The sequence below is a fragment of the Pseudomonas sp. LBUM1652 genome (assembly GCF_059716105.1).
The window spans coordinates 4,103,638-4,122,717 of sequence record NZ_CP166804.1; the positions used below are offsets into that span (position 1 = coordinate 4,103,638).

The 19,080-nt window shown below is 60.1% G+C and carries 15 protein-coding genes; 11 read left to right on the forward strand and 4 right to left on the reverse strand.

Features of this window, described 5'->3' with window-relative positions; all coding sequences use genetic code 11:
* Nucleotides 1-131 precede the first annotated feature (131 nt).
* Both ACA069_RS18430 and ACA069_RS18435 read right to left on the reverse strand, forming a co-directional pair.
* Nucleotides 132-1,346 (reverse strand): MFS transporter, encoded by a 1,215-nt coding sequence (locus tag ACA069_RS18430; RefSeq protein ID WP_497614790.1) that lies wholly within the window; start codon nucleotides 1,344-1,346, stop codon nucleotides 132-134.
* Between the two features lie 124 nt (nucleotides 1,347-1,470).
* Nucleotides 1,471-2,220, reverse strand: coding sequence for a hypothetical protein (locus ACA069_RS18435; RefSeq protein ID WP_497614792.1), 750 nt, complete (start codon nucleotides 2,218-2,220; stop codon nucleotides 1,471-1,473).
* A 234-nt stretch (nucleotides 2,221-2,454) separates the two neighbouring features.
* Here ACA069_RS18435 and ACA069_RS18440 point away from each other — a divergent pair, with 234 nt between their 5' ends.
* From ACA069_RS18440 to ACA069_RS18450, 3 genes are all read left to right on the forward strand, one after another.
* Nucleotides 2,455-3,603 carry an aldose epimerase family protein gene (locus ACA069_RS18440; protein WP_401268370.1) on the forward strand — a complete coding sequence of 383 codons (1,149 nt, stop codon included), beginning with the start codon at nucleotides 2,455-2,457 and terminating at the stop codon, nucleotides 3,601-3,603.
* A gap of 159 nt (nucleotides 3,604-3,762) precedes the next feature.
* Nucleotides 3,763-4,584, forward strand: a complete 822-nt coding sequence (locus ACA069_RS18445; protein ID WP_489880326.1) for an aldo/keto reductase — start codon at nucleotides 3,763-3,765, stop codon at nucleotides 4,582-4,584.
* A gap of 29 nt (nucleotides 4,585-4,613) precedes the next feature.
* The gene (locus tag ACA069_RS18450; protein WP_489880327.1) at nucleotides 4,614-5,084 is read left to right on the forward strand and encodes a DUF1810 domain-containing protein; all 471 of its coding nucleotides are present in this window, start codon (nucleotides 4,614-4,616) and stop codon (nucleotides 5,082-5,084) included.
* Here ACA069_RS18450 and ACA069_RS18455 read toward each other — a convergent pair.
* Nucleotides 5,049-7,409 (reverse strand): DNA polymerase II, encoded by a 2,361-nt coding sequence (locus tag ACA069_RS18455; protein WP_497614795.1) that lies wholly within the window; start codon nucleotides 7,407-7,409, stop codon nucleotides 5,049-5,051. The genes ACA069_RS18450 and ACA069_RS18455 overlap by 36 nt on opposite strands.
* A gap of 374 nt (nucleotides 7,410-7,783) precedes the next feature.
* Here ACA069_RS18455 and ACA069_RS18460 point away from each other — a divergent pair, with 374 nt between their 5' ends.
* Complete coding sequence (locus ACA069_RS18460) at nucleotides 7,784-8,224, forward strand: CBS domain-containing protein (protein WP_187677632.1); 441 nt, start codon at nucleotides 7,784-7,786, stop codon at nucleotides 8,222-8,224.
* A 51-nt stretch (nucleotides 8,225-8,275) separates the two neighbouring features.
* On the opposite strand, the gene ACA069_RS18465 is transcribed toward ACA069_RS18460, so the two are convergent.
* A complete protein-coding gene (locus ACA069_RS18465; protein ID WP_497614796.1) occupies nucleotides 8,276-8,899 on the reverse strand; it encodes a glutathione S-transferase N-terminal domain-containing protein in 624 nt (207 codons plus the stop codon).
* 1,087 nt (nucleotides 8,900-9,986) lie between these two features.
* Here ACA069_RS18465 and ACA069_RS18470 point away from each other — a divergent pair.
* The 7 genes from ACA069_RS18470 (at nucleotide 9,987) to ACA069_RS18500 (ending at nucleotide 19,070) form a co-directional block, all read left to right on the forward strand.
* Complete coding sequence (locus ACA069_RS18470; RefSeq protein ID WP_497614798.1) at nucleotides 9,987-10,811, forward strand: energy transducer TonB; 825 nt, start codon at nucleotides 9,987-9,989, stop codon at nucleotides 10,809-10,811.
* 50 nt (nucleotides 10,812-10,861) lie between these two features.
* Entirely contained in the window at nucleotides 10,862-11,569 is a 708-nt protein-coding gene (locus ACA069_RS18475; RefSeq protein ID WP_401268383.1) for a MotA/TolQ/ExbB proton channel family protein, read from the forward strand.
* Nucleotides 11,569-11,970, forward strand: a complete 402-nt coding sequence (locus ACA069_RS18480) for an ExbD/TolR family protein (protein ID WP_007918272.1) — start codon at nucleotides 11,569-11,571, stop codon at nucleotides 11,968-11,970. The genes ACA069_RS18475 and ACA069_RS18480 overlap by 1 nt, the downstream gene beginning before the upstream one ends.
* A gap of 207 nt (nucleotides 11,971-12,177) precedes the next feature.
* The gene (locus ACA069_RS18485) at nucleotides 12,178-14,889 is read left to right on the forward strand and encodes a TonB-dependent receptor (RefSeq protein WP_497614801.1); all 2,712 of its coding nucleotides are present in this window, start codon (nucleotides 12,178-12,180) and stop codon (nucleotides 14,887-14,889) included.
* 227 nt (nucleotides 14,890-15,116) lie between these two features.
* Nucleotides 15,117-16,982, forward strand: a complete 1,866-nt coding sequence (locus ACA069_RS18490) for an extracellular solute-binding protein (RefSeq protein ID WP_497614802.1) — start codon at nucleotides 15,117-15,119, stop codon at nucleotides 16,980-16,982.
* Between the two features lies 1 nt (nucleotide 16,983).
* The gene (locus ACA069_RS18495; protein WP_497614804.1) at nucleotides 16,984-18,048 is read left to right on the forward strand and encodes a microcin C ABC transporter permease YejB; all 1,065 of its coding nucleotides are present in this window, start codon (nucleotides 16,984-16,986) and stop codon (nucleotides 18,046-18,048) included.
* Entirely contained in the window at nucleotides 18,048-19,070 is a 1,023-nt protein-coding gene (locus ACA069_RS18500) for an ABC transporter permease (protein ID WP_187677626.1), read from the forward strand. The genes ACA069_RS18495 and ACA069_RS18500 overlap by 1 nt, the downstream gene beginning before the upstream one ends.
* Nucleotides 19,071-19,080: the final 10 nt, after the last annotated feature.

Sequence of the window (19,080 nt, forward strand, 5' to 3'; positions counted from 1 at the left end):
GATCACACCGCAGGTCCATTGTGGGAGCGAGCCTGCTCGCGAATGCGGTGTGCCATTCAACTTATATGTCGATTGACCCACCGCATTCGCGAGCAGGCTCGCTCCCACAGGGATGATGTAGTGATAGAAGATCAATGCACCCGCCGGCCCGGCTTGAAGCTGTGATGGCTATTGATCCACACCGTGGCCAATGCGATCAGCGACAGGATCAGCAGCGCCCACGGAAACGACATTGCCCCCGCCCGATCCAGCAGCAACCCGCCAAATAATCCGCCGCCGGCGATCGCCACGTTCCATGACGTGGTGAGCATCGCCTGCACCACGTCGACATGGTCGCCTGCAGAATCCGCCGCCGCTGTCAGCAGCAGAGTCGCCGAGCCACCAAACGACAACCCCCACACCGCCATGCAGCCATAAATCAGCCACGGCGACGGCGAAATCAGCGCCAATACCAACGCTGTTAAGGCAAACACCGCAAGGCTGATCAGCGTCAGCCAACGCAACCAGCGATCCACCAGCATGCCGATGATCCAGATCCCCACGAGCGAACACAGGCCGAACACCAACAGCACCAGATCAACGCGCTCGGCCAGCCCGGCCTGCATCAGAAACGGTGAAATGTAGGTGTAAAGAATGTTGTGTCCGAGCATCCACGTCAGCACCACGAACAGCACCGGTCGCACACCTGGCAGGCGCAGGGACTCGAGCAATGGCAGGCGTTCTTCGCTGCTCTGCCCCGGACGATCCGGCACCGCGATGACGATCCACGCCGCCAGCACCAAGGCCAGCGCCGACATGATCCCGAACGAGGCGCGCCAGCCGATCAGATTGCCCAGCCACGTCCCCGCCGGCGTGCCCAGCGACAACGCCACCGGTGTGCCGAGCATGGCAATCGCCAGCGCCCGCCCCTGTTGATGCACCGGCACGATGCCGCGCGCGTAACCGGCCATGATCCCCCACGACAGCCCCGCCGCCATCCCGGCAAGAAAGCGCGAAGCCAGGGTCAGGCCGTAATGGCTGGAAAACGTGGTGATGGTGTTGAACAACAGAAACCCGCCCACCGTCATCAGCAGCACGCGCCGCCGAGGCCAGCCGCGTGTGGCGACGGTCAGCGGAATCGCCGCGACAATCGAACCCAGCGCGTACAGCGTCACCAGTTGCCCGGCGAGCACTTCGCTGACGTTAAGCCCGGCGCCAATTTGTGGCAGCAGTCCGGCTGGCAGGGTTTCGGTGAGGATAGCGATGAAGCCGGTCATGGCAAAGGCCAGCAACGCGGCATAGGGCAGTTTGTCCGCGCGAGCGGCGCAGTCGAGTCGAGTGAAATCGGCGCTTGCGGGGTCAGTCATGACGGGTGCAGCTCCCTTTGGATCGAAATGAGCCATATATTGTATACAAAAAAAATCAATCCCGTACCGATCCCATGTAGGAGCTGCCGAAGGCTGCTACAGGGACAAGGTGGCGACGTCAGATTTATTGCACCGGCAAAAAATTCAGAAACAGCAGACTTTGCGCGTAATTCAGGCCAATGCGCCGGTAGCGCTCATCGAGCATTTGCGTAAGCAGATCAAGGCGCGCCACCACTTTGCCGAACTCCGTGGCGAAACTCAGGTTGCTGCCCTCCTCCGAAATCTCATTGGAGAACAGCAGCGGCTGGCCTTCCTTGTTCTGGCGCTGGGACAGAATCCACGTGGCTTTTTCGATGTTGCGCGCGGCGTTGTGAACGAACGTCGGGTTGATCGCGTCAGTCATGTAGAACTCGACGCGATTGCCATGGGCGGTGACCAACATGCTGCCGATGGCATAGATGAACGCGCCGACCCGATCACCGAGAAACTCCGGGCTCATCGCATAACTGAGCGCAGCCAGATCCTTGCGCCCGCCCAGCACCGGCAACGGTTGCTGCTGCTCGATGGCCTGGCGTACCTGCTTCACCGCGGCGTGGATGTTGAGGAAGCCGGATTTGCGCAACTCTTCGGGGTTGCGCAGGTACAACTTGCCCATCAACCGATAAAGACTGTTGAGGTTGTCGCGCATCGCCAGCGTGGCCATGCGGTCGACGCTGGTCTGCAGGAATTCCTGCGGTTGACCGTCACGAATCTGAGCGATGAAACCATTGCCGTCCTGATGCGTGCAGCCGCTGACAAACAGCGACGACAGACAGGCTAGCAACAGGCACGGGCGATGAACAACACGGGCGATCAGGTGAAAAGCTCTCGGCATGAATTCTCGAACAGGCACATTCCTGTGCGGCGGGAGTCACCGCATCCTGGCCATGGATAGAGCCGCCAATTGCTGAAAAGTGCAGTGTCCGCGTGGTTTCCCGACCTTCGGCAACCATTTAGTCCGACTTTATTTTTGCAATAAACGTTTAATCCGCTATAAATTCTGATTCACGCCTCAATTAGCATGACTATTAACCTGTTTTGAAAACAACAACAAAAAGGAAGGTCAACCATGCTTCAATCCCGTCACTTGCTCTCCGGCCTCGGACTGTCCCTGATGATCGCCACCCTTTCCGCCAATGCGGCGGGCCTGACCGCCGAACACAAAGCCTTCGGCAAAACCAATGACGGCACGCCCGTCGAGCAATACATCCTGCGCAACAGCCACGGCATGCAAGCCACTGTCATCACCTACGGCGCGACCCTGCAATCGCTGTTGGTGCCGGACAAACAAGGCAAAGCCGCCGACGTGGTGCTCGGTTTCGACGATGTGCAGGGCTACCAGAAAGGCACCGCCTACTTCGGCGCGACCATCGGCCGTTTCGGTAATCGCCTGGCCGACGGCGCTTTCGAACTCGACGGCAAGCGCTATCAAGTGCCACAGAACGACAAGTCCAACGCCTTGCACGGCGGCACTCAGGGTTTCGATAAAAAGGTCTGGAAAGCGCAGGAAACCAAAGACAAGGACTCAGTCGGCGTGACCCTGACCTATCTGTCGGCGGACGGTGAAATGGGCTTCCCAGGCAACCTCACCACCGAAGTGACCTATCGCCTGACCGACAGCAACGAACTGCGCATCGACTACAAGGCCAGCACCGACAAACCGACCGTGCTCAACCTGACCAACCACAGCTACTTCAACCTCGCGGGTGCCGGCAATGGCGACATCCTCAAACAGGTCGCGACCCTGCACGCCAGCCATTACACCCCGGTCACCGGCAAGCTGATCCCGACCGGCGAACTGGCGCCGGTGGCAGGTACACCGATGGATTTCACCAAGCCAACGGCAATTGGCACGCACATCAAGGCTGATCACCCGCAGTTGAAATTCGCCGAGCCTAAACAGGGTGGCTTCGATTTCAACTGGGCGCTGGATACCAAGGGTGACGTGAGCAAAGTCGCCGCCGAGGTCAGTGATCCACAGTCCGGCCGGCATTTGCAGTTGTTCACCAGCGAACCGGGCGTGCAGTTCTACACCAGCAACTTCCTCGATGGCACCGTCAAGGGCAAGGGCGGCAAGGTGTATCCGCACTGGGGCGCGTTTACCTTGGAGACGCAGCACTATCCTGACTCACCGAATCAGCCGAACTTCCCGAGCACGCGGCTGGATCCGGGGCAGGATTATGCGCACAGCGTGGTGCTGAAGTTTTCTGCCAAATAAAAGCTGAAGATCAAAAGATCGCAGCCTGCGGCAGCTCCTACAGGGCGAAACCCGAGCCCAATGTAGGAGCTGCCGCAGGCTGCGATCTTTTTGCTTTTTGAACCCTTGGACTATCCTGCTGCCCACTAAGGTATCGACCGTTTCAGAAAGGAGGTTTGAATGCGTACCCTCGAATTGGCCGGCGTGCAGGTTCCGGTGATTGGCCAGGGCACTTGGCGCATGGGTGAAGACCGTTCGGCGCACAAACGTGAAGTCACCGCGCTGCGCACTGGCATCGAGCTGGGCATGACCCTGATCGACAGCGCTGAAATGTACGCCGAGGGTGGTGCCGAAACCGTGGTTGGCGAAGCCATTGCCGGCCTGCGTGATCAAGTGTTTCTAGTCAGCAAGGTCTACCCGCACAACGCCAGCCGCAAAGGTATTCCGCTAGCCTGCGAGCGCAGTCTGCGCCGGCTCGACACTGATTACATCGACCTCTATCTGTTGCATTGGCGCGGCCAGTATCCGCTGGAAGAAACCGTCGAGGCGTTCGAACGTCTGCGCGAGGACGGCAAGATCGGCCGTTGGGGCGTGTCGAACTTCGATGTTGATGACCTTGAAGAACTGGCGTCACCGGCCTGCGCGACCAATCAGGTGCTCTTCAACCTGGAAGAACGCGGCGTCGAATTCGACCTGCTGCCGTGGTGCCAGCAGCAACGTATGCCGCTGATGGCGTACTGTCCGATCGGTCAGGGCGGCGCGATGCTGGCTGATCCGGTGTTGAAACAGATTGCCGCTCGTCACAACGTGACCCCGGCACAGGTTTCGCTGGCGTGGATTCTGCGTCAGGATGGCGTAATTGCGATTCCCAAAGCTGTGCGGCCGGAACACGTGCAACTCAATGCACAAGCGGCGCAGTTGCAACTGGAGGCCGGGGATCTGGCAGCGCTGGACCAGGCGTTTCACGCGCCAAAGCGCAAGCAGCGGTTGGCCATGGTCTGAGCCACCGCCGACTGGCAGAGGGCTTCGCGATGAGAAGCACTGATCAGTACGACCCGTTCAATCTGCAACGTTTTATCCAGGCGCAGGACCCGGTTTTCGAACGGGTCCAGCGCGAACTCGACGAGGGCCGCAAGCGCAGCCACTGGATGTGGTTTGTCTTCCCGCAGTTCGCAGGCCTGGGCGGCAGTGAGATGTCCCGGCGCTTCGCCATCGGTTCGGCCGAGGAAGCTCAGACCTATCTGGACCATCCCTTGCTCGGCGCACGATTACGCGCCTGCACGCAGCTTGTGCTGAATGTGCGAGAGCGTTCGATTGCCGAGATTTTCGGCCATCCCGATGACCTGAAATTTCACTCCTCCATGACGCTGTTCGCCCAGTTCGCTGCCGAAGACAGCTTGTTCAACCAGGCACTTGAGCGCTACTTCCACGGCATCCTCGATGAGTGGACGTTGCAACTGCTGGACTCAAAACAGGCCCAGTTGTCCCCCGATCAGGGTTGAGAAGTCGTCGTCGACAAACGGCAGGATTGCATCCGCCACCGGTTGCAGTTGCCGGGTGATGTAGTGGTCGTAGTCGATGGTGGATCGCCGCACTTCCAGCGGTTCGGGGCCGGCCAGGGTAATCACGTAGCTGATCCAGCCACCGTTCTGGTACTGCCGCGGTCGTCCGTGCTGCGCGTTGTAATCATCGGCCAGCCGCGCCGCGCGCACGTGGGGCGGAACATTGCGCTCGTAATCGTCGAGGGTGCGGCGCAGGCGTTTGCGATAGATCAGTCGATCATCGAATTCACCCGCCAGGGTTTTGCGCACGTAGTCACGCACATAATCCTGATAGGGCTTGCGCTGGAAGATCCGCTCGTACAGTTCCTGCTGAAATTGCCGGGCCAAAAGCGACCAGTCGGTGCGCACGGTTTCCAGGCCTTTGTAGACCATTTCTTCGCTACCGTCGGCGCGTGTCACCAGACCGGCGTAGCGCTTTTTGCTGCCCTCCTCCGCACCACGAATGGTCGGCATCAGAAAGCGTTTGTAGTGAATTTCGAACTGCAATTCGAGGGCGCTTTCCAGCCCGTATTCGTCACGCACATGCTCACGCCACCAGTCGTTGACGTGTTTGACCAGCGCATGACCGATGGCCGCTGCTTCTTCCTGCCCGTGAGGACGACGCAGCCAGACGAAGGTCGAGTCGGTGTCGCCGTAGATCACCGCGTGGCCCTGCTCTTCAATCAACTTGCGCGTGCGCAGCATGATCTCGTGGCCGCGCAGAGTGATCGACGACGCCAACCGTGTATCAAAGAACCGGCAACCGCTGGAGCCGAGCACGCCATAGAAGGCGTTCATGATGATCTTCAACGCCTGGGACAGCGGCGCATTGTGTTCGCGCTTGGCGGTCTCGCGGCCCTCGGCGACTCGCGAGACGATGGACGGCAGGCAATGCCGGGTGCGTGAGAATCTGGCGCCACGAAAGCCCGGCACGGAGTCGGCATCGTCCGGATGCTGCAAGCCTTCGATCAGCCCGACCGGGTCAATCAGAAAGGTGCGGATGATCGACGGATAAAGGCTCTTGTAATCGAGCACCAGCACCGATTCGTACAGCCCCGGTCGCGAGTCCATGACAAAGCCGCCGGGGCTGGCCTGCGGCGGATTGGTGCCCAGATTCGGCGCCACGAAACCCTGACGGTGCATCAACGGCATATATAGATGCGTGAACGCCGCCACCGAGCCGCCACTGCGATCCGCCGGCAGGCCGGTAACGCTGGCGCGCTCCAGCAAAAACGTCAGCAGTTCGGTCTTGGCGAAAATCCGCGTGACCAGTTCGCAGTCCTTGAGGTTGTACTTGGCAAGCGCCGGTTTGTCCTCGGCGAACATGCGGTTGATCTCATCCATGCGCTGGTACGGGTTGTCGATGGACTTGCCTTCGCCAAGCAAGGTCTGCGCGACGTTTTCCAGACTGAACGAAGGGAAACTCCAGGTCGCCGAACGCAGCGACTCAATGCCGTCGATGATCAGGCGCCCCGCCGCCGAGGCGAAGTAATGGTTGCGGCTGCCGTGTTCGCGCCACTGCATCTCTTCACCGCCACGGCCGATTTTCAACGGTACGCCGAGGCGCCGCGCGTGTTCGTGGAGGATGCGCAGATCGAACTGCACGACGTTCCAGCCGATGATCGCGTCGGGGTCATGGCGGGCGAACCAATCGTTGAGCTTCTTCAGGATCACCGTGCGTGAGTCGCAGTATTCAAGGTCGAAGTCGACGATGCTGGCGTCACCGTTGGGCGCGCCGAGCATGTAAACCTGACGCTCGCCGCAGCCTTCAAGAGCGATGGAGTACAACTCGCCGGTTTCGGTGGTTTCGATGTCCAGCGAGACCAGTCGCAGCTTTGGCCGATACTCGGGGTCGGGTTTGAGGTGGGCGTTGAGCAATGTGCCGTCGGCATCGGCGGTGCCGCTGAACAACACCGGTGCGGTGATGAAACGCTCCATCAGATAGCGTTCCGGCGGGCGCACATCGGCCTCGAAAACATCGACGCCGTGGCGGTTGAGCGCGGTTTCCAGACGCATCAACTGGCCATGTTGCTGGCAATACAGGCCGAGCACCGGGCGATGCTCGAAGTCCTGCAGGGCCAGGGGGCGCAGTTCGACGTTCTTTTCGTCATGCAGCAGGCGCTCGGCGGCTGCGCGCTGCTCGGCGGGGATAAACGCCACCGACGGCTGATGCGGCAAGCGCACACGGCGCGGCCCGGCGTCGGTCGCCAGCCAGAACTCGACTTCGGTGCCGGCCGGCGTATCGCGCCAATGCCGGGTCAGGACGAAGCCCTGCTGTAAATCCACCACTGCGACCTCGGGAAATTGAATCTGGCAGGCATTCTACGCTGCCCTTCCATAGCCCGCGTTTTCAGTTTGGAATACTTTGTGGTGAGGGGATTTATCCCCGATGGCCTGCGTAGCGGGCCCAAAACCATCCGACACGGTGTGTCAGGCAAACCCGGCAGTCTGATTCCGGGCCTGCTGCGCAGGCCATCGGGGCGGTGCGACGTTTCGCTAAATCCCCTCGCCACATGGGTTCAGTCACCACAAGTGCGTGCTGCTGGAGAAAAAGTGCGGCAAATGACGTTTTTTGCGTGTTATCTGCCGCTTTGCCACCTTGCCCTGAACGCCAGCGTCTACGATGCTTGGATAACAACGACAACACCTGAGTAACTGCCATGAAGACCGTCGCCCAACTGCTCAAGCTCAAAGATCAGAAAAATCAGGAAGTGCACCAGATCAAGCCTGATCACATGGTGCTCGAAGCACTGATGAAGATGGCCGAGAAAAACGTCGGCGCCTTGCTGGTCGTGGAAGACGACAATGTGGTCGGCATCATCAGTGAACGCGATTACGCGCGCAAACTGGTGCTGCATGGCCGCTCTTCAGTCGGCACGCCGGTACGCGACATCATGGTTGCCAACGTGATCACGGTGGATACCCACCAGACTGTCGACACTTGCCTGGGCATCATGTCCGACAAACGCCTGCGCCACTTGCCGGTGGTGGAGAACGGCAAATTGATCGGCTTGCTGTCGATTGGTGACCTGGTCAAGGAAGCGATTGCCGAACAGGCGGAGTTGATCAAGCAGTTGGAGCAGTACATTCGCGGGGAATAAACCTAACCGCGATCGTTCCCATGCAGAGCGTGGGAACGATCAGAGGAAAGCTCAGACTGGCCAATGCCGGGCGAATACCGGCGCCAGCACCGGATGCCGGTCAATGCGTTGTAGCCACGCATAGAAACCGGGCCGCGTCTGGCGCAGATGCTCGCGGCTCCCCGCCCAACGTGTCACCACAGCTGCCAGCACATCCAGCGCCCCCGGCGTTTCGTCGTCCAGGTACAGCTCGGCGGAAAACTGGTCGGCAAACACCTCCCAACTCCAGTGCAGACGCTCACGGGCGCCGGCGATCAGGTTCTGCCGCGACGCTTCGTCGGGCATCAGCAGCCAGCGCTCGGGGTAGTCAATGACGCCGATGGCCGCGTAGCAATTGCTGACGATGTACACGAGGCCGCGAATCGCCTGGTCACGCTCGTCTGCCTCGGCCGGCAGCAATCCTGACTTGGGAAACGTCAGGCCCAAATGAATCAGAATCGCCGCGCTCTCGGTGACCGCACTGCCATCGGGCAGTTGCAGGGTCGGGATCTGTTTCAGTGGATTGAGTTGCGCCAACGCTTCGGCGGCTTCGGTACTGGCTTCAATATCAATGAAGCGATAAGCGATCTGACACAGCTCCAGCGCGGCTTCAATAGCGGCGGCGCCTGAGTTGCGATGTCCGTAGAGCTGATACATAACCCCTCCTCAATCCCGACAGGCATCTGGTGTAGCCCTATTTATAGCTGGTGTATCCGATTTGGCACGTTTTTCCCATGCACTCGCCACTTGCGAATTCAAACCTCGCAAAACAGCGCTGGCGGTGCCCATCCCGCACCAAGAGCAATCATCGAACGCTATCCGCGTTCTTGTAAGGTGCGATACCGAACCAAAAGTTCGTGTATCCGAGCTGGCAACAAGGAGTTCACCGCGTGATTCTTCAATCGCTCTGCCGCATCACTGTCCGTTTGCGTCTATCCGCCCAACGCCGAGTTCAACAGAACAGCCCCGGCGCCCTGCGCATTTACTTTATTACCTGAATCAAACGACAACGCACTGTTTTCGGCGCTGAGTTATGCGCCGACGGTAGCGTGTTATTTATTTTTTAAATACAACACCCAACAGGCAGTGCATTAATGAACGACAGCTGGATTGTCGAACAATAGCTAATTAACTGTTTGCCGTGCACCAAAACCGTTCTTGGATTTGCAACTAACCCAAACTTGAAGCATTGATTTCATTTAAACAAAAACAAGGAACATCGCCTGTGAACCGCTAAAACATTGACCCGCACCAAATCAGTCCGCCCTGCACCAGCAAGTGCCCTGGCGGGCATGAGAGCAGCCGCTCTGTCTCGCCCTTCAGCGTGATATGGCGTTAAGTCTGACTCGCCCTTGAAAAAGCCTCTGCATTCGGGCTGATGGAGATTTATGCGCTACGTGAAAATCCGCTCACCCAAAAAATTTATATAAATGCGACATGGGTAACACTGAAGAAATACTGGCTCTACATTTCAGCAATATTTGGCACAGCGGTTGCTATGTAACAGGCATGAGACAGCTGAAGTCTCGATGAACAGAACAATCACCAGGGAATGGCTAATGAACAAACGAAACTTATGGCGCTAAGCCAGTAACCCTGCACAAGCCCTGTTCACCGGTTAGTTAATTGATAGTTTAACTATCGGCTTGCGCACACCTTAAAGAAAGTTGCACCCACCCACTCGAACATGACGCACATGTTCGGACGGCACCTTATTGCCCTTCATCAAACCGAGGGAGCTTTAATGAACGATGCGGTAAAGCACAAGACCCTGCCGGGGCCGTTACGGGAAGCGCCGCTCCCGCCGGTATCCGGCAGGCCGGCCTTTAAAGCCAATACCTCGCAGCCCGGCGGGTTGAACAAACAGCAAATGGTTCTGTTGATTGCCGTGTCGGCGCTGATACATGGCGGTGCGTGGTGGTTTTTTCAGCAGACCCGACCCGAGCCACTGCCCACGCCGCCGCAGATTCCGGAAATGACCGTCGAGCTGACCAGCCCGACGCCACCCGCACCGCCCACTCCGGAACCACCGCCGCCGCCACCGCCTCCACCGCCGCCCGAACCCGAGCAACCGGTGGAAGACGAGGACGCGGTCAAACCGCCACCCAAACCGGTGGAGAAGCCCAAGCCAATCGAAAAACCAAAACCGGTCGAAAAACCCAAACCGGTGAAAAAGGTCGAGCCGCCAAAAGCCCCGCCCGCTCCGGCACAACCGGCCGCTCCTGCGGCGCCAGCAAAACCGAGCGCGCCACCGGCACCTGCGGCTGCACCCGGCCCGGTGAAAGAGTCGGCAGCGATTTCCGGCCTCGCCAGCCTCGGCAACCCGCCGCCGGAATACCCGTCGCTGGCGCTGCGGCGCAACTGGGAAGGCAGCGTGGTGCTGCGCATTCAGGTGTTGGCCAACGGTCGCGCAGGTTCGGTGACGGTGACCAAGTCCAGCGGCAAGGCGCAACTGGACGAAGCTGCGGTCGCCGCCGTGAAGAACTGGAAGTTTATTCCGGCCAAGCGCGGTGACACGCCGATTGACGGCTTCGCCACCCAGACCATCGATTTCAAATTGCCGCAATAACGGCACAAACCACGAACTCACAACCGATTTAATGCAAGCGAGGTGTAGCCATGAACGATTCACTGTCTTCGATGATTGTCCCCGGTGTGCTTTGGGGCCTGGTGCTGTTTTCCGTAGTCAGCTGGGCGATCCTGCTGGTCAAGTCGGCGCAATACCTGCGCCAGAAAGCCCAGAACAAACAATTCAGCAAAGCCTTTTGGGGCGCGCCGGATCTGCTCACCGCCGCCGAACACGCCAGCCAATACCCAGGCTCACTGGCGCGCATCGCCAGCAGCGGTTTCGAAGCGCTGCTGGTGGAAGAATCGCCGCGCACCACGCAACAACTTGCGCACACCATCAACCGTTCCGATCGCCTGGAACGCAACCTGCGCCAGCAGATCCAGAAAGAACGCCGCTCGCTGGAAAACGGTCAGGCAATCCTCGCCAGTATCGGCAGCACCGCGCCGTTCATTGGCCTGTTCGGCACCGTCTGGGGAATCATGGAAGCGCTGCAAAGCATCGGCGAAACCGGCTCGGCCAGCCTTGAAGCGGTCGCCGGCCCCATCGGCCACGCGCTGATCGCCACCGGCGTGGGGATCGCCGTCGCGGTGCCGGCGGTGCTGATTTACAACTTCTTCCTGCGTCGTCTGAAACTCGCTTCGGCGGACATGGATGACTTCGCCCACGACTTCGACGCCCTCGCCTCGCGCAGTGCGTTTTCCATCAGCCGTCAGGCCATTGCCAGCAAAACCACGGCCGCCGTGCGGGAGGCCAGCTGATGTCTTTCTCCACTCAAGACAGCGATGAAGTACTCAGCGAAATGAACGTCACGCCACTGGTGGACGTGATGCTTGTGCTGCTGGTGGTGTTCATTGTCACCGCGCCGCTGATGACCAATGCAATCAAAGTGAACCTGCCGAAAACCGACGCCGTCGCCCCCGCCGAAAAGAAAGACCCGGTGGTGGTCAGCGTCGACCAGGACGGCAAGTTCTATCTGGCCAAGACCGAACTGGCACCGGAATCACTGGAGGCCAGCCTCAAGGAGGTCAAGGCCAAGGACGCCGAAGTGCGCGTCCAGCTTCAGGCCGACTCCGCCGTCAATTACGGCCAGGTGGCCAAGGCCATGGCGTCCATCGAACGCTCAGGCATTACCAAAATTTCGGTGATGACCACCCACTGAGTGCGGTGCCGGGCGCGCATTGAGAAACACGCCCGGCACCGCTGAAGCATCCCGTCGCAATCAGCCGACCGAAAAAACGCACGGCGTCTTCGGAGGGGATCGGCTTGCTTGAAGAAAGTGGTTTTCCGCACGCGGTATCACCGAAAGCGGAGCAATGAGGGGCTCACAAGGCCAATTCGATAACGTCTAACAAAGTCGGAAACAACCATGCTGATGAACACTCCACGCTTCACGCTCAAACCATTGGTGGCCACGATTTCTCGCCATCGTTTTGTTCCGCTGTATCTGGTGGCCATGGGGATGGGCGCCGGGACCGTGCAAGCGGCGGAGGACGATAATGCTGGCGTCCCGGCCGCCGCCGCAGTGGTTGCGCCGACCACGCAACTGCAACGGGTGGAAGTGACCGGTTCGGCGATTCGCCGGGTCGATGCGGAGACGGCGGTGCCGATCACCATTCTCAAGGCCGATGAACTGCGCAAACAGGGCGTGACCACCACCGCCGAGCTGGTGCAACGCATCACCGGCAGCCAGTCGATCAACAACAGTGCCGGCTCGGTCGGCGCGGCCACGGGTGGCGCATCGTTCGCCGACATGCGCGGTATCGGCGCGAACAAGACGCTGGTGTTGCTCAACGGCCGACGACTGGCCAACAACGCCTTGTCGGGTACCAACTCGGCCGGCGGCGCGGTGGATCTGAACATGATCCCGTTTGCTGCCATCGAACGTGTGGAAGTGCTGCGTGACGGCGCATCGGCGCTGTACGGCACCGACGCCATCGGCGGCGTGATCAACTTCATCACCAAGAAATCCCTGACTGACGGCCAGCTCACCCTCGGCGGCGAAACCCCGACCCACAGCGGCGGCGGTGCGACCAAGGACATGAGCGCCAGTTGGGGTTACGGCGATCTGGAAGAAGACCGCTTCAACGTGCTCGGCGTGTTCAACTACAACAAACAGCAGAACCTCGACGCCAACGACCGCTCCTTCGCCACCGACTACGCGCCCGGTCGCGGCCTCGACCAGACCTCCGGCACTGCATTCCCTGGCAACTACAGCCAGAACGGCAACGCCACCAACCCGCTGGCCAACAGCAATTGCAACGGCCCCAACCTGATCGCCCGTGATGGCCTGTGCCGCTTCAGCACCCGCGAGTACATCGACCTGGTGCCACAAACCGAGAAGACTTCGTTCTTCGGCAAGACCACCGGCAAACTGGGCGACGATCACAACGTCAACCTCGAATACTTCTGGTCACGCAACAACAACGCCACGTCCATCGGCCCTGCTCCGCTCACCGGTCTGAGCCTGGATTCCTCGTCGCCCTACTACCCCGGCAACGGCATCACCCCGGCGCCGACCGATTTCGCCCTCGACCCGACGCAACCGGTCGACGTCAACTGGCGCGAAACGGCAGCAGGCCCGCGTGAATCGAAAGACCAGAACACCAGCCAGCGCTTCCTGCTGAGTTTCGACGGCCTGGTTGGCGGCTGGGATTACAACGTCGGCGCCTCGTACAACCAGAACAAAATCGTCTCCAGCGTCACCAGCGGTTATGTCAGCGATCAGGCGATGATCGATGGTCTGGCCAGCGGCTTGCTCAATCCGTTCGGCCCGCAGTCGGCCGCTGGTCAGCAGTACATCGACGCCGCCGCCTACCACGGTGCCTACTCCACGGCTGTCGGCCGGGTCGCCGGATTTGACGGGCGCATCAGCCGCGAAATCGGCGACTGGTTCGGTGCCGGCCCTTCCGGTCTGGCACTGGGTGGCGAGTACCGCAAAGAGAAATTCCACCAGGACTTCGAGCAGTTTGCCGGTGACATCCAGAGCCTCGGTATCGACCCGGCCGGCAGTGTCGAGGGCGACCGCAGCGTGAAAGCCGCGTATGCCGAGATCAACGTGCCGGTGCTCGACAGTCTCGAATTGTCTGCCGCCGTGCGCCACGACAAATACAGCGACTTCGGCAGCACCACCAACCCGAAATACTCGTTCCGTTATCAGCCGCTCAAAGAGCTCGTGGTGCGTGGTGCGTACAGCGAAGGTTTCCGTGCGCCGTCGCTCTACGAACTGTATTCACCGCGCAGCATCACGTTCACCCAGGGTTACTACAACGACCCGGCGCTGTGTACCGGCGGCGTGGTGCAACCGGGCGGCAACGGCGGGCGTGATTGCGGTCAGCAGTTCCTGAACCAGATTGGCGGCAACGAGGATCTGGCCCCGGAGAAGGCGCGCAACGTGACACTGGGCTTTGTTTATCAGCCGATCAGCAACCTGTCGGTGGGTCTGGATTTCTGGTGGATTCACATCTCCAACCAGATCCAGCCATTCCCGGAATCCACCGTCTTTGATCAGGCCGGCAGCTACCCGGATCGCTTCGTGCGCAACGCCGATGGCACGCTCAACTACATCGTCACCGGTAACGCCAACCTCGGCATCGTCGAAACCAACGGTGTCGACGTGTCGCTGGACTATCGCTTCCCGAACACGCCGTACGGTCAGTTCGGTCTCGGGCTGCAAGGCACCTACGTGGACGAGTACGACTTCCAGAGCACCATCAAAGGCCCGTTCACCGACAAGGTCGGCGACTTTCAGGGTGACGGCGTGATCGCTCGCTGGAAGCACAACCTGACCGGCAGTTGGACCTTCGGCGCGGCGCGGGCGGCGCTGACCAACCGCTTCACCACCGGTTACAACGACTACGACCGCGATACCCATGCGCGCGTGGCCTCGTATTCGGTGTGGGATCTGTCGGCCGGTTACACCTTCAACAAGGTGCTGGATGTCGATGCCGGGATGAAGAACGTGTTCGACCGCAATCCACCGTTCTCCAACCAGGCCTACAACTTCCAGAGCGGCTATGACCCGCGCTACACCGATCCGCTGGGCCGCACGCTGTTTGCGCGGATGACTTATCACTTCTAACCCCAGGGCTGGATACACCCCTTGTGTAAGTGAGCTTTTGTGGTGAGGGGATTCATCCCCGATGGGGTGCGAAGCGCCCCCAAAACCTGCAACTGCGGATGACCAGAACAACCGCATGCAATGGCTTTGCGACTGCTTCGCAGCCGGTCGGGGATAAATCCCCTCACCACAGGTTTACCTCCACATTTTCGTGCGTGACCTTCCTAGGGATTCAGTGGAGTGATTTCATGACTTTCATGCGCAACATGGCTGCGCTGCTTTTTGGCAGTGCACTGCTGTGCAATGCCGCCCATGCGCTGGCCGTCGGCACTTACGCAATGACGGTGTACGGCGAGGCGCCGAAATACCCGGCGGGTTTCCAGCATTTCGATTTCGTCGATCCCAAGGCGCCCAAGGGCGGTTCGCTCAGCCGTGCGTCGATGGAGATCGGTCAGTACAACTACATCGCGCCCTATGCCGATCAAGGCATTTCCGTGGTGCAGGTCAACGACTGGGTGTATTCGCCGCTGGCGTTCCGTTCGCTGGATGAGCCCTACACCGTCTACGGCCTGGTCGCCCAGCAGATGGAGCGCGATCCCGAAGGCCTCTGGGTGCGTTTCACCCTCAACCCCAAGGCCCGCTTCGCCGACGGCACGCCGATCACTGCCGAAGACGTGCGCTACACCTTCAACCTGCTGATGACCAAGGGCAGCCTGAGCTATCGCCAGCAATACGCCGACGTGCAGGACGCGTTGATCGAGAGTCCGCAACAGATTCGCTTCACCTTCAAGAACAACCTCAACCGCACCTTGGCACTGGATCTGGCGACGATGCGCGTGGTGCCAGAACACTGGTGGAAGACGCGCGATTTCGCCAACGGTGGCGGTTTCGAGCCGCCGCTGGGCAGCGGCCCGTATCGCGTAAGCAAGGTCGATGCCGGGCGCAGCATCAGTTTCCAGCGTGATCCGGACTGGTGGGGCAAAGACCTGCCGGTCAGCCGCGGCATGTACAACTTCGACAACCTGACGATCAATTTCTACGGCGACACCGACGTCGCTCGCCAGCTATTGCAGGCCGGCGCATTCGACTACAACCGCGAATTTTCTTCTTCCGGCTATGTGGTGGGTTACGACAGCCCGGCACTGCGTGACGGTCGCTTGCAGCAGTCGATCCTCGCACCGGAAAAACCCACCGCCGCTCAGGGTTTCGTGTTCAACCTGCAGAACCCGATCTTCCAGGATCGTCGCGTGCGTCAGGCGATCAGCCTGTTGTGGGATTTCGAGTGGACCAACAAGCAGATGATGCGCGGCTTCTACGTGCGGCAGAACAGCTTCTGGCCGAAGAGTGAAATGGCCGCGACCGCCCTGCCCGACGCCGAGGAGTTGAAGATCCTCGAACCGCTGCGCGGGCAGATCCCCGACGAAGTGTTCACCACGGTTTATCAGGCACCCAAAACCGATGGCAGCGGCTACATCCGCGACAAGCAACTGCAAGCGTTGAAGCTGCTGGCCGAGGCTGGGTGGACGGCGAAAAACAATCGGCTGGTCAACGCGGCCGGCGAACCGTTGGAGTTCACATTTCTCGACGGTCAGGGCGGGTTCGACCGCATGCTGCTGCCGTTCAAACGCACCCTCGCGCAGATCGGCATCACCCTCAATTTGCGCCGCATCGACTCGGCGCAATACGTCAACCGGCTCAACGCCCGGGACTACGACATGATCGTCACCAGTTTCCCGCGCAGTGGCGATCCGATCGTCTCCCCCGGCCGCGAGCTTTACAGCCTTTACGCCTCGCAAAGTGCCACGCAAATCGGCAGTTCCAATTCGATGGTGTTGGCCAACCCGGCCGTGGATCAACTGATCGACGGCCTTGTCCAGGCCAATACCCGCGACGCCATGGTGCATTACGCCCGCGCCCTCGATCGGGTGCTGCAATGGGGTTACTACATGATTCCCAACTATTACTCCAAAGGCACGCCGACGGTGTACCAGAACCGTTTCGGCATGCCGGCGCAGCAGCCACTGTACAACGAAGGTCTGGAAACCTGGTGGGAGGTTTCGGCCAAGCCGTTGACCACGCAACAGATGAACGCCCAGCTCGCGGGGGGCCAGTGACATGCTGCGTTATCTGAGTCGACGCTTGCTGCTGATCATCCCCACGCTGCTGTGCATTCTGGTGGTCAATTTCCTTATCGTGCAGGCCGCGCCGGGTGGCCCGGTGGAACAAGCCATCGCCCGCCTGCAGGGCTTCGGCGGGCACAGCATGGGCGGCGGTGGCGAGGTCGCCGCGATTGGCGGCGCCGGGCGCAGCAGCCGTGGCCTCGATCCGGCGCTGATCGAGGAAATCAAACACCACTACGGTTTCGACAAACCCCTGCATGAACGCCTGTGGCTGATGCTGAAAAACTATGCGCAGCTGGATCTGGGCAGCAGCTTCTTTCGCGGCGCCAAGGTCACTGACTTGATCGCGCAGAAGCTGCCGGTGTCATTGTCGCTGGGGCTGTGGGCGACGCTGATCACTTACCTGATCTCGATTCCGCTGGGCATTCGCAAGGCCATCAAGAACGGCAGCGCCTTCGACGTCTGGAGCAGCACGGCGATCATCGTTGGTTATGCGATGCCGGCGTTTCTCTTTGCAATCCTGCTGATCGTGGTGTTCGCCGGCGGCAGTTACGTCAACTGGTTTCCGGTGCAGGGCCTGGTCTCGGACAACTTCGACAGCCTCAGCACCTTGGGCAAGGTCGGCGACTACCTCTGGCATTTGGTACTGCCAGTGACGGCGCTGGTGATCGGCGGTTTCGCCACGCTGACCATCCTGACCAAAAACAGCTTCCTCAACGAGATCAGCCGTCAGTACGTGATCACCGCGCGGGCCAAAGGGTTGACTGAGCGCCGCGTGCTCTACGGCCATGTGTTTCGCAACGCCATGCTGCTGGTGGTAGCCGGTGTGCCGTCGGCGCTGATCGAGGTGTTTTTCGCCGGTTCCCTGTTGATCGAAACCATCTTCAACCTCGACGGCCTCGGCCGCACGAGCTACGAAGCGGCAGTGTCGCGCGACTACCCGGTGGTGTTCGGCGCGCTGTTTCTGTTCACCCTGTTCGGCCTGTTGATCAAGCTGATCGGCGACCTTTGCTACACCCTGCTCGACCCGCGCATCGACTTCTCGGCGAGGACTGCCTGATGTTCACACTTTCTCCTCTGGGTCAGCGCCGTGTCGCTCAGTTCAAAGCCAACCGGCGCGGGCGCTGGTCGCTGTGGCTGTTTATCGGCCTGTGCCTGATTTGCCTCGGCGGCGAGTTGATCGCCAATGACAAGCCGCTGGTGATCCGCTACCACAACGCCTTGTATTTCCCGATCCTCAGCGACTACCTGGAAACTGATTTCGGCGGTGAACTGCCGTTCCAGCCGGATTACGCCAGCAACTACGTGCACAAACTCATCGAGGATCAGGGCGGCTGGATGCTGTTTCCGCCGATCCCGTTCAGTTACGACACGGTCAATTACGACCTCGCCGAACCGGCGCCGAGTCCACCCTCCTCCAGCAATTGGCTGGGCACCGACGATCAGGCACGGGACGTCTTGGCGCGAGTGATATTCGGCACGCGGATTTCGATTCTGTTTGCGCTGATCCTCACCGGTATCAGTGCGTTGATCGGCATCGTTGCCGGGGCGTTGCAGGGCTATTACGGCGGTTGGGTTGATCTGCTCGGGCAACGGGTGCTGGAGATCTGGTCGGGGTTGCCGGTGCTGTATCTGCTGATCATTTTGTCCGGTTTCGTCTCGCCGAGTTTCTGGTGGTTGCTGGGGATCATGGCGTTGTTTTCGTGGCTGGCGCTGGTCGACGTGGTGCGTGCCGAGTTCTTGCGTGGGCGCAATCTGGAATACGTCAAAGCCGCGCGGGCCTTGGGCCTGACCGACAGCGAGCTGATGCGCCGGCACATCCTGCCCAACGCGATGACCTCCACCCTCACCTACCTGCCGTTCATTCTGACCGGCGCCATCGCCACCCTCACCGCGCTGGACTTTCTCGGTTTCGGTATGCCCGCCGGCACCGCGTCGCTGGGCGAGTTGATCGGCCAGGCCAAGCGCAATCTGCAAGCGCCGTGGCTGGGGCTGACGGCGTTTTTTGCCTTGGCGCTGATTCTGTCGTTGTTGGTTTTCATCGGTGAAGCCTGCCGTGATGCGTTTGATCCACGATCTTGATCCGAGGAGC